Origin of the sequence: Luteimonas wenzhouensis, from assembly GCF_007859305.1 — a bacterium.
GTDB lineage: Bacteria > Pseudomonadota > Gammaproteobacteria > Xanthomonadales > Xanthomonadaceae > Luteimonas > Luteimonas wenzhouensis.
Map to the genome: position 1 here is coordinate 208,048 of NZ_VOHE01000001.1, position 16,352 is coordinate 224,399.

A 16,352-nucleotide genomic window follows, 5' to 3' on the forward strand; every position below is an offset into this window, starting at 1 on the left:
GCCATGCGAACCATCTGCGTCTACTGCGGCTCCAACACCGGCAGCCGGCCCGCCTATACCGAACGCGCCATGGCCCTGGGCGACCGCATCGCCCGCGAAGGGCTGCAGCTGGTCTACGGTGGTGGCAACGTCGGGCTGATGGGGGTAGTGGCCGACGCGGTGCTGCAGGCCGGCGGCGAAGTGGTCGGGGTGATCCCCGAGCAGCTGGTCAACTGGGAGGTCGCGCACGAGGGCGTGACCCGGCTCGAGGTCGTGGCCAACATGCACGAGCGCAAGAAGCGCATGTTCGACCTGTCCGACGCCTTCGTCGCCCTGCCCGGCGGCTTCGGCACGCTGGACGAGATGTTCGAGATGCTGACCTGGCGCCAGCTCGGCATCGGCGACAAGCCCTGCGCGTTCCTCGACGTCGACGGCTTCTACGGCCCGCTGCTGGCGATGATCGACCGCATGGTCGAGGAGCGCTTCCTGCACCCCGACCAGCGCGCCGACCTGTGGCACGGCGACGACATCGAGGGCATGTTGCGCTGGATGCGGGAGTACGAACCGGCGAGCGCGACGAAATGGCTGGACGAGAAGCGTCGCAAGGAGCTGCGGTAAGTCCCCGGCACGTGGCGACGCGTTCGTCCGCATGGCGCCCCGGGATTGGTCTGGCGCGGACGGGAAGCGGTGCGAGCAGCCGCGGTAGCGCCACGTCCGTCCGGCGCGCAGCTGTGTGACAATGCCGGCAACCGCCGCATCGGGCGTGCCGGCACCACGGAGGCAAGATGGGAGTGCCCGCCAGCTTCACCGCATTCCGCATCCACAATGACGACGCCGGCTACCGCAGCGGCCTGGAGCAGCTGTCGATCGACGACCTCTCGCCGGGCGAGATCGTGGTCAAGGTCGCGTTCTCCTCGGTCAACTTCAAGGACGCGCTGGCCGGCACCGGCAAGGGCCGGATCCTGCGCGAGTTCCCCCTGGTCGGCGGCATCGACCTGGCCGGGCACGTGGTGTCCTCGGCCGACCCGCGCTTCCGCGAAGGCGACGAGGTGCTGGTCACCGGCAGCGGCCTGAGCGAGACCCGCGACGGCGGCTACAGCGCCTATGCGCGGATCGAGTCGAAATGGGCGATCCCGCTGCCGATGGGGCTCTCGCTGCGCGAGAGCATGATCCTGGGCACGGCCGGCTTCACCGCCGCGCTGGCGCTGCTGCGGATGGAAGAGAACCGGCAGTCGCCCGCGCTCGGCCCGCTCGCGGTCACCGGGGCCACCGGCGGGGTCGGCTCGCTGGCGATCGACATCTTCAGCCGCGCCGGCTACACGGTGCACGCGATCACCGGCAAGGCCGAACATGCCGGCTACCTGCAGTCGATCGGGGCCGCCGAGGTCCATGGGCGCGAGGTCCTGTCCACCACCCGTCCGCTGGAATCGGTGCGCTTCGGCGGCGGCCTGGACAACGTCGGGGGCCCGATGCTGGCCAGCCTGCTGGCGCAGACCCGGCCCTACGGCAACGTGGCCAGCGCCGGCCTGGCCGCCAGCGCGCAGCTCCCGGCCACGGTGATGCCGCACATCATTCGTGGCGTCTCGCTGCTCGGCGTGGCCTCGGCGGGCACCGCGCGCGACCTCCGCGACCAGGTCTGGCGCCGCCTGGCTTCGGACTGGAAGCCGCGCCACCTGGACCGCATCTGCACCCGCGAAACCACGCTCGAGGGCCTGTCGCAGGTGTTCGAGGACATGCTGGCCGGCGGCTCCCTCGGCAGGACCCTGGTCACATTCCCCTAGGCCCACTGGTTGGCAACCCGGCCCCGGCCGCTACAATCCGCTGCAACGGAAGGGGAACACGACATGGCGCGCATCCTCATCGTCGACGACTCGCCCTCGCAGCTGATGGGCATCCGCCGCATCGTGGAGAAGCTCGGGCACCAGGCCGTGACCGCCGAGGACGGCGCCGCCGGCGTGCGCGCCGCCAAGGAGCACCTTCCCGACCTGATCCTGATGGACGTGGTGATGCCGAACCTCAACGGGTTCCAGGCCACCCGTACGATCAAGCGCGACCCGGAGACTGGCCACATCCCGGTGATCCTGGTCACTACCAAGGACCAGGAAACCGACCGCGTCTGGGGCCTGCGCCAGGGCGCGCAGGGCTACCTCACCAAGCCCTTCAGCGAAGCCGAACTGACCGAGGCCATCGTTTCCACCATCGGCCGCGGCGACCCGCCCGGACCCACGCCCGACGCCGGCTGACGCCCGGCCGTGGTGCGGCGGGCCGGACAGGCATCACGACGCCGGCTTCCCACGCAGCCTCCAGCGAGGCCGGCACCCGGGCCCGCCGGACCGTCAGCGGACGGCGCTCAGCCCTGGCGCCACTTCCCGCCGAAGCTGTCGCGCAGCTTCGCGTAGGCCTCGCGCTGGCGCTCGTCCCGCGGCACCGGCGCCTGCACCTCCAGTTCCACCAGCTGGTCGCCGGCCGGCTCGCCGCCGGCGCCCGGCAGGCCACGGCCGCGCAGGCGCAGCTTGCGGCCGGCCTCCGAACCGGGCGGGATCTTGACCTCGACCCGGCCGCCCAGCGTGGGCACGCTGACCTTGGCGCCCAGCGCCGCCTCCCATGGCGCCACCGGGAGGCTGTGGATGATGTTGCGCCCGTCCACCTCGAACTGCGGATGCGCGGCGTACTCGATCTCCAGCAGCAGGTCGCCGCCGCCGGCCCCCTGCCCCGCCAGGCGGATCACCTGGCCGGGCCGGATGCCCCGCGGCACCCGAACATCGAACGCGCGGCCATCGACCGAGATCCGCACGCTGTCGCCGCGGTACACGTTCTCCAGCGACACCGCCAGCCGGGCACGGGTATCGCCCATGCCGTGGGCGCGGCCGGCGGCGCGCGGGCCGGCGCCGTTCCCCGCCGCGCGCCGGAACAGGCTCTCGAAGAAGTCGCTGAAGCCGCCCCCGGCGCCGCCGCCGGCGAACACCTCTTCGAAGTCGAAACCGCCCGCGCCGGGCGCGGCGCCGCCGAAGCCGGCCGGCGGCACCTCGTCGCCGGGACGGTATCCGCGCGCGCGCAGCTGGTCGTAGGCCTTGCGGCGGCCCGGGTCGCGCAGCGCCTCGTAGGCTTCGTTGACGGCCTTGAAGCGCTCCTCCGCGCCGGGCTCCTTGCTGACGTCGGGGTGGTACTTGCGCGCCAGGCGCCGGTAGGCGGACTTGATCTCCGCGTCGCCGGCGCTCGGTTCCACGCCCAGCACGCTGTAGTAATCCTTGAACTGCATGCTCGCTCCACGACGACGGCCCGCGTGTCGCGGGCCGTCGCGATTCTACCGGCGCAGGCGCACCGCGGTCAGTGCGCGGTCTGCACCCCGACCTGGATCCGGCGCGGCGTGCTCTCCGGCCGCTTCGGGATCACGATCTCCAGCACGCCGTTGCGGCCCGTGGCGACAATGCCATCGGGATCGGCGCTGTCGGGCAGCGCGAAGCGGCGGTGGAACATGCCGTAGTGGCGCTCCACGCGCGAGAAGTGCTCGGTCTCGGTCTTCGACTCGCTCTTGCGCTCGCCCTTGATCGAGAGGATGCCCTTGTCCATCTGCACCTCGATGTCCTGCGGGTCGATACCCGGCAGGTCGGCGTAGAGCACGAAGCGCTCGGCCTCCTCCTTGATGTCCACGCGCGGCACCCACTGCGAGGTGACCACCGCGGAGGCGTCGGAATCGTGCTCGCCGAAGAAGCGGTCGAACATCTGGCGGATCTCGTCGTGAAGCGCGAGCTCGGTCGGACGCTGGTTGTAACGAACGATGCTCATGTCTGGCTCCTGTCTGTCACGTCTGCGGCCCCCGGCCGCTGATGCCCCTCATCTATGGACGGGAAGGCGGTTTTCAAGGGGTTTTCCCCTGCCCCGGGCCGCCGCGGCGAGGCCCGGGAGGCGGCCGTGGCGACCCGACCGGCAGGCCGCGGGCGATACCGGGGAGGGTCGCGGCCGCCGGCCGGACAGGGCGTCCGAACGACCGGGGCATCCGCGCGCCGCGGGCTGCCGCGGCCCCACCGGGGCGCACGCGACGGCCAGGCATGGGCCGCGTCCGTGGTCCCGCGGTGTCGGGTGGCGCCCCCGCGGCGGGGAGTCGACAGGACGCCGGAACGACGCAGCGCCTTGCGCGGGAGTGGCCGGGCCGAGCGCACCTTCTCCCCGGCCGTGCGACGATAGGCCCGACGACCCCACGCCACGAGGCTGCCTCCCATGACCATCCAGATCGGCGACCGCATCCCCGAAGTGGTGCTCAAGTACATCGACGATGGCGTGCAGGCCATCGACACGCCCACCCTGTTCGACGGCAGCAAGGTCGTGCTGTTCGCCGTCCCGGGCGCCTTCACCCCCACCTGCTCGGAGCGGCACCTGCCAGGCTTCATCGAGCGCTTCGACCGCTTCCGCGAACTCGGCGTCGAGGTCGCCTGCATGGCGGTAAACGATCCGTTCGTGATGCAGGCCTGGGGCGAGAGCCTGGGCGTGCCCAAGGGCCTGAAGCTGCTGTCGGACGGCAACGCCGACCTCACTCGCGCGATGGGCCTGGAGATGGACGCCAGCGGCTACGGCATGGGCATCCGCTGCAAGCGCTTCGCCCTCTATGCCGAGGACGGCGTGGTCAAGCACCTGTTCGTCGAGGCACCGGGCGAGTTCAAGGTCTCGAGCGCCGAGCACGTGCTGGAAGCGCTGGGGGGCTGAACGCGGGCCGGCGCGGGCGCCGAGGGCCGTGCGCCGGCGTCGTCGCCCCCGCCCGCCGCGCCACCGCCGGTGTCGGGCACCAGCACCCGGAACCCGATGCTGGTCCACGCTCCGGTGTCGGCCAGCGCCGTGAGCCGGTGCGTCCCCGCGGCGTCGAACACGTGGACGAAGGGGTTGGCCCCGCGCGTGGTGGCGATCCTGCGCCCGTCCAGCAGCCACTGTACCGGCGCATCGGTGCCGACCGCGCGCAGCGACACCCGGATCCCGCGCGCACTGCCGGGCGGCCGCGCCAGCACCGCGCCATCGGCCAGGCCCTCGATGCGCAGGGTCGCCACCGCCCCACGCCCGTCGTCGGCGCAGTCCGGCGACAGCGGCGGCAGGGTGGAGGCGCGACGGGTCGAGGCCGGCAACCACGGCGACGCCAGCGCAGGCCAGCGCGCCACCATCGCCGGCCGCGCCACGTGCGGCCTGCGGCAGTGCGCGGACAGGCGCAGCCCGGTGGCCGCATCGACCTCGAACCGCTCGATCCCCGCGCTCCACGCCCGCGCCTCGCGTTCGGCGAGGGTCGGCGGCACCACCCGGTCGAGCACCCAGGCCTCGAAGCGGCGCTGGCACAACTCCGGCGGCTGCGATTCGATCGCGGTGCCCAGCGGCCAGCACACTTCGCGTTTTTCGACCGATGGCGGCGGCGGCACCGGGGCGCCGTCGCCGGGCCCCCGCGGCAGGCTGTCGACGACCTCGAACAGCAGTGGCAGTGCCGTCAGCGCGCCATACTGGCCCGGCAACGGCGTGCCGTCGGGCCGCCCGACCCACACCCCGACCGTGTAGCGGCGCGTACCGCCCAGCGCCCAGGCGTCGCGGAAGCCGTAGCTGGTCCCGGTCTTCCACGCCACCCGCGGCCGGCGCGCCACGTCGAACATGCCCTCGCGCTCGCCCGGGCGCGGATTGGACTCGAGGATCTCGCGCACGATCCAGGCCGCGCCCGGCGACAGCAACCGGCGCTCGATGAGCGGGTCGTCCGGCGTATAGCGCACCCGTCCGGCCAGCCCGTCGCGATGCAGGGCCGCGTGCGCGCCCACGAGGTCCTCGAGCCGCGCGCCGGTGCCGCCCAGGACCAGCGCGAGGTTGGGCGAGGCGCCGCGGGGGAAGCGCAGCTCGATGCCGGCGTGCACCAGGCGCGCGGCGAACCGCGCCGGACCGATCCGGTCGAGCAGGTCCACCGCGGGCACGTTGAGCGAGCGCTGCAGCGCCGTCGCCGCCGTCACCGGACCGTTGAACACCGCGTCGAAGTTGCCGGGACGGTAGCCGCCGAACGATTGCGGCGCATCCACCAGCAGGCTGTGGGAATGGATCAGTCCGTCGTCCAGGGCCATGCCGTACACGAACGGCTTGAGCGTGGAGCCCGGCGAACGCCAGGCGCGCACCATGTCGACGTGGCCCAGGCGCGAACGGTCGGCGAGATCGAGTGAACCGACGTAGGCGCGCGCCTCCATGGTCGTGTTGTCGACCACCAGCAGCGCCGCCGAGGTGCGCTCGGGCAGGCCCGAGAAGTACGCCTCCACCCGCGCCTCGAGGGTGCGCTGCAGGCCGGCGTCGAGGGTGGTGGCGATGCGCTCCTCGCGCGGCCGCGCCGCGCGCAGGCGCTGGGCCAGCAGCGGCGCCGACAGCGGCGGCCGCAGGCGGCGCGCGACCACGGCCTCGACCTTCGCCTCGCGCACCTGTTCCGGGGTCCACACGCCCAGCGCGGCCATGCGCTCGAGCACCTTGTCGCGCGCGGCCTGCGCCGCTTCGGGATGCCGGTCCGGGCGCAGGCGGCTGGGTGCCTGGGGCAGCACGACCAGCAGCGCGGCCTCGGCGTGCGACAGCCGTGCGGCCGGCTTGCCCAGGTAGGCCCAGCTCGCGGCCTCCACGCCCTCGATCGTGCCGCCGAACGGCGCCCGCTCCAGGTACAGCGCCAGGATCTGGTCCTTGGACAGGCACGCCTCAAGCTGCAGCGCGCGCAGCACCTGCACCAGCTTGCCCGGCAAGCTGCGGGTCGCGCCCGGGCGCCGGTCGAGGATCCGCGCCACCTGCATGGTGAGCGTCGAACCACCCGAGACGATGCGGCCGCCACGCGCCCATTGCCAGCCCGCCCGCAACAGCGCGTACGGATTCACGCCGGGATGGCGATCGAACCAGCGGTCCTCGTAGGCCAGCAGCGCCTGGACGTACAGCGGCGAAACGCTCTCGCGCCTGGCCGGCAGGCGCCAGACGCCTTCGCTGTCGGCAAACGCGCGCAGCGGCGTGCCATCGGCCGCGACCACCATCGTGCTGGTGTCACGCGCCCCGGGCAGCCGCGGCGGGAACGCCAGGTCGAGCGCCAGCAAGCCCAGCAGCAGCGCCACCGTGCCCCAGCGCAGCCAAGGCAGCAGCCGCTTCAGCGCCGCCATGGGGCGGCCCCTCCCGCGGCCCGGCGCACGCGGCTCGACCGCATGCGCGCGGCCGGCTCAGCCCGCCGGAGGATGCGCCCCTGCCGCATGCGCGGCCCCCTGCCCGCTCACGGCTGCACGACGGTGATCGAAGCCGGCAGGGCCCGGCCCACCCCGCGCACGTCGGGCCGGTACATGTCCTCGACCATCGGCGGCGGCACCGCGTAGGTGCCCGGCGTCACCGCGCGGACCAGGTAGAACACCCGCGCCGCGCGGCCGGCGTCCAGGTCCAACGCGGCCACGTACCGGTCGTCGCGGTACTCCTCGTGGCGCACCCGCGCCGCATCGGCGCGTTCGCTGATGCGCACGCCCGCCACCACCACGTCCGCCCACTGCCTGGCGTCGCCGAGGTTGAAGTTCTCCACCTCCAGTCCCGCCGGCAGCAGGTCGGTGAGCAGCGCGTCGCGGATCGCCACGTCCGAGGTCACCGTCACCCCGACGATCAGCGCCTCGCCCTCCTTCAGCGGCGCCGGCGTCCACGGCTTGCCTTCGGTGGTGTACAGCCGCCGTTCGACCTTGACCGTGCCGGCATCGGGCGCGGGCGGCGACGCCGGCACGCCGGCCACGTCGATGTTCACGAACAGCGGCGGGCGGGCGCCGGCATCGTCCGTGCCCGCGGTCGCCAGGCGCGGTTCGAAGCGCACGCCACGCGCCAGCGCCGCGGCATCGTAGGTCCGTCCAACGATGCGCGCGGGCGCAACCTCCTGCGCCACGCCACCCTCGGCGAGGGTGCCCGCGACCCGGTGCCCGGGCGATGCCGCCAGCGCACGGCCCAGCCGCGCAAGGGCGATCTGTTCCTGGGTGCTCAGGTACAGCCGCCCACGGTCGCCGCGGCGCGCGTCGAGTTCGCGGCCGACCTCCACCGCGCGCGCCAGGTGCGCGGGCTTCGCCAGTCCGCGTTCCTGGACGAGCGCCACCATCAGCGCCTGGTCGCGCAGGGGGCTGCCGTAGTCCCACAGCAGGCCCGGACGGTCGCCCTTGAACGCGAAGGCCTGCTCGATCGCCTGCGCCCCGCGTGCGCCGTCGCCCTGCAGCGACAGGGCCAGGCCCAGGTGCAGCAGCGGCAGCGGACCCAGCGCATGCCTGCGGTCGTTGTCGTGGAGCGCGCGCAGGGTGCCCAGCGGCGCCCGGTTCACGCGCGCCAGTGCATAGCCGGCGTAGGCCTGGTAGGCGAAGCGCAGGTGCGAGCGGTGATCACGGCCGTAGAACTGCTCGCCGCCGGCCAGCAGGTCCTCGCCCAGGCGTTCGAGCGCCTTCTGCAGCATCGCCTCGGGCACGTTGAAGCCGGCATCGCGCGCATCGAGCAGGAACTCCACGATGTACGGGGTGAGCAGCGGATTGACGTAGCTGCCGTCGCCCCACATCGAGAAATGGCCGGCGCCCGTCTGCAGCGAGGCCAGGCGGCCGAGTGCACCCTCGACGTACTGGCGGCGCTTGCCGGCGTCCACGTCGCGGATGCCGAGCATCTCCACCGTGGCCCCGTCCAGCTGCAGCGCCGCGTAGCCCTTGCTTGCGGTCTGCTCGGCGCAGCCATAGGGATAGTCGAGCGCGCCGCGGATCGCACTGGCGAACGGGATCGGCGGCAGCGCGCTGACGGTGAACTGCGCGGTCACCGAACCGGGCAGCAGGCCGTCGGCCAGCGAGCCATCGAGCGTGATCGGCGCCGGCGTGGCCAGCGCCCGGGTGTTCGAACGCAGGATCGACGGCCAGGCCGCGCGTACCGGCAGGTCGTAACGGCGGTCTACCTTCACCCCGCTCCCGTCCACCCGCACCCGGACCTGGGCGACGGTATGGCCGCGACCGGCGGTGACCGGGAAGTTGAGCGTGGTGCGGCCGTCCGCGGACAGCTCCACCCGGCGCGCGCCCTCACCGACCGTGAGCGGGCCCACCCCGTCCACGCGCACCTCGAAGCGTCCGTCGCGACCGCTGTAGTTGGCCAGGTCCAGGGTCACCGTGCCGCGGTCGCCCGGCGCCATCACCCGGGGCATGCTGGCCTCGGCCACCAGCGGCGCGCGCACCAGGGTCTCGACCTCGCGGCTGCCATAGCCGTCGGCCGAGTACACCAGCGCCGACACCCGCAGGGTGCCGTTGAAGTCGGGCACGTCCAGGCGCACCCGCGCATTGCCCTGGGCGTCGAGCCGCACCGGTCCGGAGAACAGGTCCACCGTCTGCACCCGCGCGGTCGGCCGCCGCGCCTGCGGCAGCGCGGCCAGCGCCATGTCGCCGCCGAAGCGCAGGCGCGCGGCCCCGCCCTCGTAGCTCTCGATCACCCGCCCGTACACGTCCCAGGCATCCACGCCAAGGCGGCGCTGGGCGAAGAAGTGGGCGCGCGCGTCGGGCACCGGGTAGCGGGTGATGTTGAGGATGCCCACGTCGACCGCCGAGACCGTGGCCCAGGCCTCCTTGCCGGCCAGCTGCGGCGCGCTCAGCACCACTTGCAGCGGGCCTTCGGGCGTGATCGTCCCCGGCGCCTTCAGGCCCACCGCGACGCGCCGGTCGCGACGGTCCATGGGCACGTGGGCCACGCCCACCGCGCGCGCCGGCGTGACCTTGCTCGGCGCGCTGCCGCCGCGGAACACCAGCGCGGTGACGTAGACGTCGTGGCGTTCCCAGTCCTGCGTCACCGGGATCCGGAACGTGCGGCCGGCACGCGCCTCGATCTCCTGCACGTACAGCAGCCGGTCGCTCTCGACCAGCAGCAGGCCCTTGCCCGGATGCGGCGGGGTCACCGTCACCTCGAGCGTGTCGCCGGCGCGGTAGCCGCTGCGGTCGAGCGACAGCTTGACCTTGTCCGGGCGCGCATCCAGGCCGCGGTTGTCGTCGCCCCAGCCCCAGCCGGCGCGGAAGGGATAGCGCGTGACCAGCTTCGTCTCCGGATCGCGCACGTCGAGCCGGTACTCGCCCCATTCCACCGCGAAGTCGAGGCGGGCGGCGGTCTCGCCGACGTCGACGGTGCGGGTCTCGACGTTCTCGTAGCGGCGGCTGAACTCGTACTCCCAGCCACCGTCGCCGTGGCGCCAGTGGTAGTCGCGGTGCTCGCGCACCAGGGTGACCTGCAGTCCCCTGACCGGCCGCGGCCTGCCGTCGGCGCCCACCCGCAGCAGTTCGAAGCCGGGACTGCTGTTGGCCTCGGCACCGTCGCGGTCGTCGAACTGCGGACGTACGCCGACCAGGGCGTCGGCCGGCCACATCACGCGCGCCAGGCTGCGGTTGACGCTGCGCCCGCCACTTTCGAACAGGCTGGCGCTGACCACCGCCGAGACCGGCGTGTCGGCCTTCACCTCCTCCGGCAGCGCGATGTCCTGCTCGATCCGCCCCTGCGCATCGAGCGTCGCCTCGACCACGTCCCTGGCCTCGCGCGGCAGGTTGACGGTCGGGTCGCCGAAGAACCAGCCGGGCATGCCCTCGAGCGGGTGCTGCTCGACCGTCACCGCCAGGCGCGCGGTGATCCGGTTGCCGGCGGCCGGGGCGCCGTACAGGTAGGCGCCACTGGCCTGCAGGCGCAGCGGCTGCCCCGGGCGCAGGATGCGCTGGGCCGCGTCCAGTTCCAGCTTCATGCGTTCGGGCAGGAATTCCTCGATCCGCAGAGCCATGCCCTGGACCGCCTCGCGGCTGGCGGGATCGGTGCGGAACTCGACCTGCCAGCGGCCGGTCGGGGCGTCCACCGGCACCTCGCGCTCGAAGCTGTAGTAGCCCAGCGCCCCAGGCTCGAGGCGGGTCTCGAAGAACGGCTTGCCGTCCGGCTGCCTGAGACGCACGAACAGCGGCTGCGCCTGCCCGTCCTTCGCCGCCACCAGGCGTCCGTCGTGGTCGCGCAGCAGCGCCGACACGCGCACCGTCTCGCCGGGCCGGTAGAGGTCGCGCCCGGACCAGGCGAACACGTCGAACCAGCCCTGGGCGCGCCCGGACACCGCGAATTCCGACAGGTCCAGCGCCGGCTGGTTGAACGGCAGCATCGAGACGTCGTTGCCGCGGCTGGCCACCAGCACGTGGGCCGCGTCCAGGGTGTATTCGAGCAACGCGTTTCCGTTGCGGTCGGTGGTGGCGCGGTAGATGGTCTCGCCGCGGCCATCGAGGATCCGCAGCGAGACGCCACCGACCGCCTCGCCGTCGCGCAGCGACGCGGTGTGCACGAACAGCCTGTCGCGGTAGGCGCGCGCGTGCAGGCCGATGTCGCTGACGGTGAAGAACGCGGTCTCGAACTGGTCCTCGAACGAGCCGGTGCGCTTCATCACTGCGAAGTACAGCCCGGGCTGCTGCAGCTCGGCGATGTCCTGCAGCGGCAGGTAGGTCAGCACCCGCTCGTTGCGCCGGCCATCGAGCACGAAGCGGTTGACGTAGACCGGCTCGGCCAGCCGCGACAGCGGCGCACGCCCCCTCCAGCTGCTCTCCAGCTCCCAGCTCCCGCGCCGGCCGCCGCGCTGGTAGTCGGCGAAGAACTTGGGCAGCGAGCCCTCCTTGACCCGCAGGAACTCGACATCCACCTCCGGCACGTTGACCGACACCACCGGCAGGCCGCGCGACTCCCTGGCCGGCAGCACACTGCCCTGCGAGGCGAAACCGACCACCGGCGCGAGTTCGCCGGTGTACACCTTCTCCTCCCTGTCCTCGCCCAGGCGGGTGCCGTCGGCGGCGACCAGGTCGGCGGAGATGCGCACCGTGTAATGGTGGTCGGCCTCGACGTGCGGGTAGCGCAGCACCGTGCCGTCCTCCGACAGGGTCCAGCCGCTGGGTTCGGCGGGCGGTTCTGCGAACGTCAGCAGGTGGTCGAAGTCCTGGGTGCCGACCAGCGGCCGCGAGAATTCCAGCGCGATCGCCAGGGCGCCGTCCGCCTGGTCGGGCCAGGCGCGGACCAGGCCGAAGCCCTCGACGGCATCGCGCCGGGCGACGATCGCCTCGCCGCTGACGGCGGGCAGCTGCCCGGCCTCGTTGCGCTTGCAGCCCGCCGCCAGCACCACCGCCGCGAGCAGCGCCCACAGCACCGCCCGCCGCCGCCCGATGATCCGCTTGTCCACGCGCGCCCCTCCCGGCCGTCCCGCGGCCAGTATAGAGAGGTCCCCGGCCCGGGCCGAGCCGGGGCGGAGGTCAGGCGCCCGGCTGCAGTTCGGCCTCGGTGGCCCCGTCCGACTCGGTGTCGGCGTCCTCGTCGAGCGAGGCGTCCACGCGCTCGATCGCCTGCAGCGACTCGCCCTCGGCCAGGCGCATCAGGGTCACGCCCTGGGTGTTGCGCCCGACCTGCGAGATCTCGGAGGCGCGGGTGCGCACCAGGGTGCCGCCATCGGAGATCAGCAACACCTCGTGGCGGTCCGACAGCTGGGTCGCGCCCACGAGCTTGCCGTTGCGGGCGGTGGTCTGCAGCGCGATCACGCCCTGGGTGCCGCGACCCTTCTTGGGATATTCCGAGAGCGGGGTGCGCTTGCCGTAGCCGTGCTCGCTGGCGGTGAGGATGTCGCCGTCGCCGTCGACCACCACCAGGCTGCGCACCTCCTCGCCTCCGGCCAGGCGGATGCCGCGCACGCCGGTGGCGGTGCGGCCCATCGGGCGCACCGTCGACTCGTCGAAGCGCACCGCCTTGCCGTTGCTGGCGAACAGCATGATGTCGCGGTTGCCGTCGGTGAGTTCGACGTCGACCAGGGCGTCGCCGTCCTCGAGGTTGATCGCGATCTTGCCGCGGGTCAGGCGGTAGGCGAACTCGGTGAGCGGGGTCTTCTTCACCGTGCCCTTGCGGGTGGCGAAGAACACGTAGCGGTCCTCGGCGTACTCGCGCACCGGGACCACCGCCTGCACCCGCTCGCCCTCCTCCAGCGCGATCCAGTTGACGATCGGGCGGCCGCGCGCGTTCGGGCCGGCCTCGGGCAGCTGATGCACCGGCAGCCAGAACACGCGCCCGGCGCTGGTGAACGTCAACAGGGTGTCATGGGTGTTGACGATCCACAGCTGATCGATGAAATCCTCGTCCTTGGTGCTGGCGGCGTTGCGGCCGCGGCCGCCGCGGCGCTGGGCGCGGTAGGCGGTGACCGGCTGGCGCTTGGCGTAGCCGGCGTGCGACAGCGTGACCACCACGTCCTCGGGTGCGATCAGGTCGAGGATGTCCAGGTCCTCCTCGCTGGCGCGGATCTCGCTGCGGCGCGCGTCTCCGAACTCCTCCTTGACATTGCGCAGCTCGGTGCGGATCACCTCCAGCAGTACCTCCGGGTCCTCCAGGATCTCGATCAGGCCGCGGATGGTGTCGAGCAGCTGGCGGTACTCCTCGGTGAGCTTCTCCTGCTCCAGCCCGGTCAGGCGGTGCAGGCGCATCTCCAGGATCTGCTGGGCCTGCACCTCGGTGAGCTGGTAGCCGTCGGCCAGCAGGCCCACGCCCGGCGGCAGGTCCTCCGGCCGCGAGGCCTCGGCCCCGGCCGCGCCGAGCAGCGCACCGACCAGGCCCGGCTGCCACAGCCGGCCGAGCATGCGCTCCTTGGCCACCTGCGGGCTTTCCGAGGTCTTGATCAGCTCGATCATCTCGTCGATGTTGGCCAGCGCGACGGTCAGGCCTTCCAGCACGTGCGCGCGGGCACGCGCCTTGCGCAGCTCGAAGATCGTCCTGCGGGTGACCACCTCGCGGCGGTGGCGGACGAAGGCCTCGAGGATCTGCTTGAGGTTGAGCAGCTGCGGGCGGCCGTCGACCAGCGCCACCATGTTGATGCCGAACACCGACTCGAGCTGGGTCTGCGCGTAGAGGTTGTTGAGCACCACCTCGGCCGAGTCGCCGCGCTTGACCTCGATGTAGATGCGCATGCCGTCCTTGTCGGACTCGTCGCGCAGCTCGCTGATCCCGTCGAGCTTCTTCTCCTTGACCAGCTCGGCGATCTTCTCGATCAGCCGCGCCTTGTTCACCTGGTAGGGGATCTCGGTGACGATGATCGACTCGCGGCCGTTGTCGGCCACCTCGATGTCGCACTTCGCCCGGATCCGCACCCGGCCGCGGCCGGTGCGGTAGGCCAGGTGGATGCCGCCGACGCCGTTGATGATGCCGCCGGTGGGGAAGTCGGGGCCGGGGATGTACTCCATCAGCCCGTCGATGTCGATTTCCGGGTCGTCGATCAGCGCGACCAGCGCGTCCACCACCTCGCCCAGGTTGTGCGGCGGGATGTTGGTGGCCATGCCCACGGCGATGCCGGCCGAGCCGTTGACCAGCAGGTTCGGGAAGCGCGTCGGCATCACCGACGGCTCGAGCTCCTTCTCGTCGTAGTTGGGCACGAAATCGACGGTTTCCTTGTCGATGTCGGCCATCAGCTCGTGGGTGATGCGCGCCATGCGCGCCTCGGTGTAGCGCATGGCCGCGGCCGAGTCGCCATCGATCGAGCCGAAGTTGCCCTGCCCGTCCACCAGCAGGTAGCGCAGCGAGAACGGCTGCGCCATGCGCACCAGGGTGTCGTAGACCGACTGGTCGCCGTGCGGGTGGTACTTGCCGATCACGTCGCCGACGATGCGCGCCGACTTGTAGTACGGCTTGTTGCTGTGCGCGCCCAGTTCGTTCATCGCGTGCAGCACGCGGCGATGCACCGGCTTGAGGCCGTCGCGGACGTCCGGCAGCGCGCGGCCGACGATCACGCTCATGGCGTAATCGAGGTAGCTGCGCCGCATTTCGTCTTCGAGGTTGACCGGGATGATTTCCTGGGCGAGATCGGTCATCGGATTGCTTGCATCCTCGTGGCGCCGGGCGAGGCCGGCCCGTCGGGAACGGTGGCCCGGAAACGTGGCGGCGGGGCTGTTCGGCCCCGCCGTGGACAAGGGTGGAATGCTATCACGAAACGGCGTTCCACGCCACCGGATTCCGCACAAAAACAAGCACTTGCGCGACCGGAGGGGCGTTGTCCCACGGTCGTCGGATGGCACGCCGGCCGGCCGCCGCGCCCACTGCCCGCGTCCGGTTGCTCCGCCACGGCGAGCGGCAGCATCCCGACCGCAGGAGCGGCTTCAGCCGCGACCGGTCTGCGCCCGCGTGGAAGGCCGTTCCCGCCACCGTCGCAAGGTCGCGCGGCCCTCCCCTGGCACCCTCCCCTGGCACCCTCCCCGGGCCGCGGGCGGCGTGCATCGCCACGCCGCCCGGACTGCTCCGGCGCGGTCCGGCCGGGCGCGCGCTCAGGGGCCGAACATCGCCCGCATCGCCTCGGCGTCCGGCCGCTCGACCACGCCCTTCTCGGTGACGATGGCGTCGATCAACGCGGCCGGGGTGACGTCGAACACCGGGTTCCACGCCGCCACGCCCTCGGCGACCACGCGAGTGCCGCCGATGCCGAACAGTTCGGCCGGATCGCGCTCCTCGATCTCGATCAGGTCGCCGGACGCGGTGTCCATGTCCACCGTCGACGAGGGCGCCACCACCATGAACCTCGCGCCGTGGTGGCGCGCGGCGATCGCCAGCTGGTAGGTGCCGATCTTGTTGGCGGTGTCGCCATTGGCGCAGATGCGGTCGGCGCCGACGACCACCCACTGCACCGCGCCGGTCTTCATCAGGTGCGCGGCGGCGGAGTCGGCGATCAGCGTGGCCGGGATGCCGTCCTGCAGCAGCTCCCACGCGGTCAGGCGCGCGCCCTGCTGCCAGGGGCGGGTCTCGCCGGCGAAGACCCTGTCGATCCGGCCTTCGGCCACGCCGGCGCGGATCACGCCCAGCGCGGTACCGAAGCCGGCGGTGGCCAGCGAACCGGTGTTGCAGTGGGTGAGCACGCCGCTGCCGGGCGCGATCAGCGAGGCGCCGAGCGTGCCCATGGCGCGGTTGGCGGCCAGGTCTTCACTCTCGATCGCGCGCGCCTCGGCCTCGAGCGCTGCGCGCCAGTCCATGCCCTCGCCGGCCTGGGCGCGCACCAGCGCGGCGCGCATCCGCGCCAGCGCCCAGGCCAGGTTGACCGCGGTCGGGCGCGCCGCGTTGAGCCGCTGCATCGCCGGCTCGAGCAGCCGCGCGGCCTCGGCCGCATCGGCCGCCTCGACCTCGCGCGCGGCCAGCACCACGCCCCAGGCCGCGGAAATGCCGATCGCCGGCGCGCCGCGCACGGCCAGCGCGCGGATCGCCTCGGCCACTTCATCGCTGCTGCGGCAGGCAAGGTACTCCACCGCGAACGGCAGGCGCCGCTGGTCGAGCAGTTCCAGCGCCTCGCCCGTCCAGCGGATCGGGCGGATGCGGTCGTAGCGGGCGTAGTCGATGGCGTCGGTCATGACGCGATT

The 16,352-nt window shown here is 72.7% G+C and carries 9 protein-coding genes and 1 pseudogene; 4 read left to right on the forward strand and 6 right to left on the reverse strand.

All coding sequences use genetic code 11. From position 1 onward, the window contains the following. Positions 1 to 3 precede the first annotated feature (3 nt). The 3 genes from FQY79_RS00980 to pilH all read left to right on the forward strand — a co-directional run bounded on the left by FQY79_RS00980 (position 4) and on the right by pilH (position 2,222). Positions 4 to 597 (forward strand): LOG family protein, encoded by a 594-nt coding sequence (locus FQY79_RS00980; RefSeq protein ID WP_146309920.1) that lies wholly within the window; start codon positions 4 to 6, stop codon positions 595 to 597. A 167-nt stretch (positions 598 to 764) separates the two neighbouring features. Further along, entirely contained in the window at positions 765 to 1,760 is a 996-nt protein-coding gene (locus FQY79_RS00985; protein WP_146309923.1) for an acrylyl-CoA reductase family protein, read from the forward strand. Between the two features lie 63 nt (positions 1,761 to 1,823). After that, the gene (gene pilH / locus FQY79_RS00990; protein ID WP_146309925.1) at positions 1,824 to 2,222 is read left to right on the forward strand and encodes a twitching motility response regulator PilH; all 399 of its coding nucleotides are present in this window, start codon (positions 1,824 to 1,826) and stop codon (positions 2,220 to 2,222) included. Positions 2,223 to 2,329: 107 nt separating this feature from the next. Here pilH and FQY79_RS00995 read toward each other — a convergent pair whose 3' ends face one another. Then, positions 2,330 to 3,238 (reverse strand): DnaJ C-terminal domain-containing protein, encoded by a 909-nt coding sequence (locus tag FQY79_RS00995; protein WP_146309927.1) that lies wholly within the window; start codon positions 3,236 to 3,238, stop codon positions 2,330 to 2,332. Positions 3,239 to 3,306: 68 nt separating this feature from the next. Beyond that, entirely contained in the window at positions 3,307 to 3,765 is a 459-nt protein-coding gene (locus FQY79_RS01000; RefSeq protein WP_146309929.1) for an Hsp20/alpha crystallin family protein, read from the reverse strand. Between the two features lie 432 nt (positions 3,766 to 4,197). Between FQY79_RS01000 and FQY79_RS01005 the strand changes: the two genes are divergently transcribed. Continuing rightward, positions 4,198 to 4,680, forward strand: coding sequence for a peroxiredoxin (locus tag FQY79_RS01005; RefSeq protein WP_146309931.1), 483 nt, complete (start codon positions 4,198 to 4,200; stop codon positions 4,678 to 4,680). 80 nt (positions 4,681 to 4,760) lie between these two features. Here the strand turns inward: FQY79_RS01005 and pbpC are convergent. The 4 genes and pseudogenes from pbpC to mtnA all read right to left on the reverse strand — a co-directional run. Next, positions 4,761 to 7,109: pseudogene (gene pbpC / locus FQY79_RS01010) on the reverse strand (penicillin-binding protein 1C); the annotation flags it as partial. 107 nt (positions 7,110 to 7,216) lie between these two features. Further along, positions 7,217 to 12,151 (reverse strand): alpha-2-macroglobulin family protein, encoded by a 4,935-nt coding sequence (locus tag FQY79_RS01015; protein ID WP_246122980.1) that lies wholly within the window; start codon positions 12,149 to 12,151, stop codon positions 7,217 to 7,219. Positions 12,152 to 12,233: 82 nt separating this feature from the next. Continuing rightward, on the reverse strand, positions 12,234 to 14,822 hold the full coding sequence (gene gyrA / locus FQY79_RS01020; RefSeq protein WP_146309937.1) for a DNA gyrase subunit A: 2,589 nt from the start codon (positions 14,820 to 14,822) through the stop codon (positions 12,234 to 12,236). 450 nt (positions 14,823 to 15,272) lie between these two features. After that, complete coding sequence (mtnA, locus tag FQY79_RS01025) at positions 15,273 to 16,343, reverse strand: S-methyl-5-thioribose-1-phosphate isomerase (protein WP_146309939.1); 1,071 nt, start codon at positions 16,341 to 16,343, stop codon at positions 15,273 to 15,275. Positions 16,344 to 16,352 lie beyond the last annotated feature (9 nt).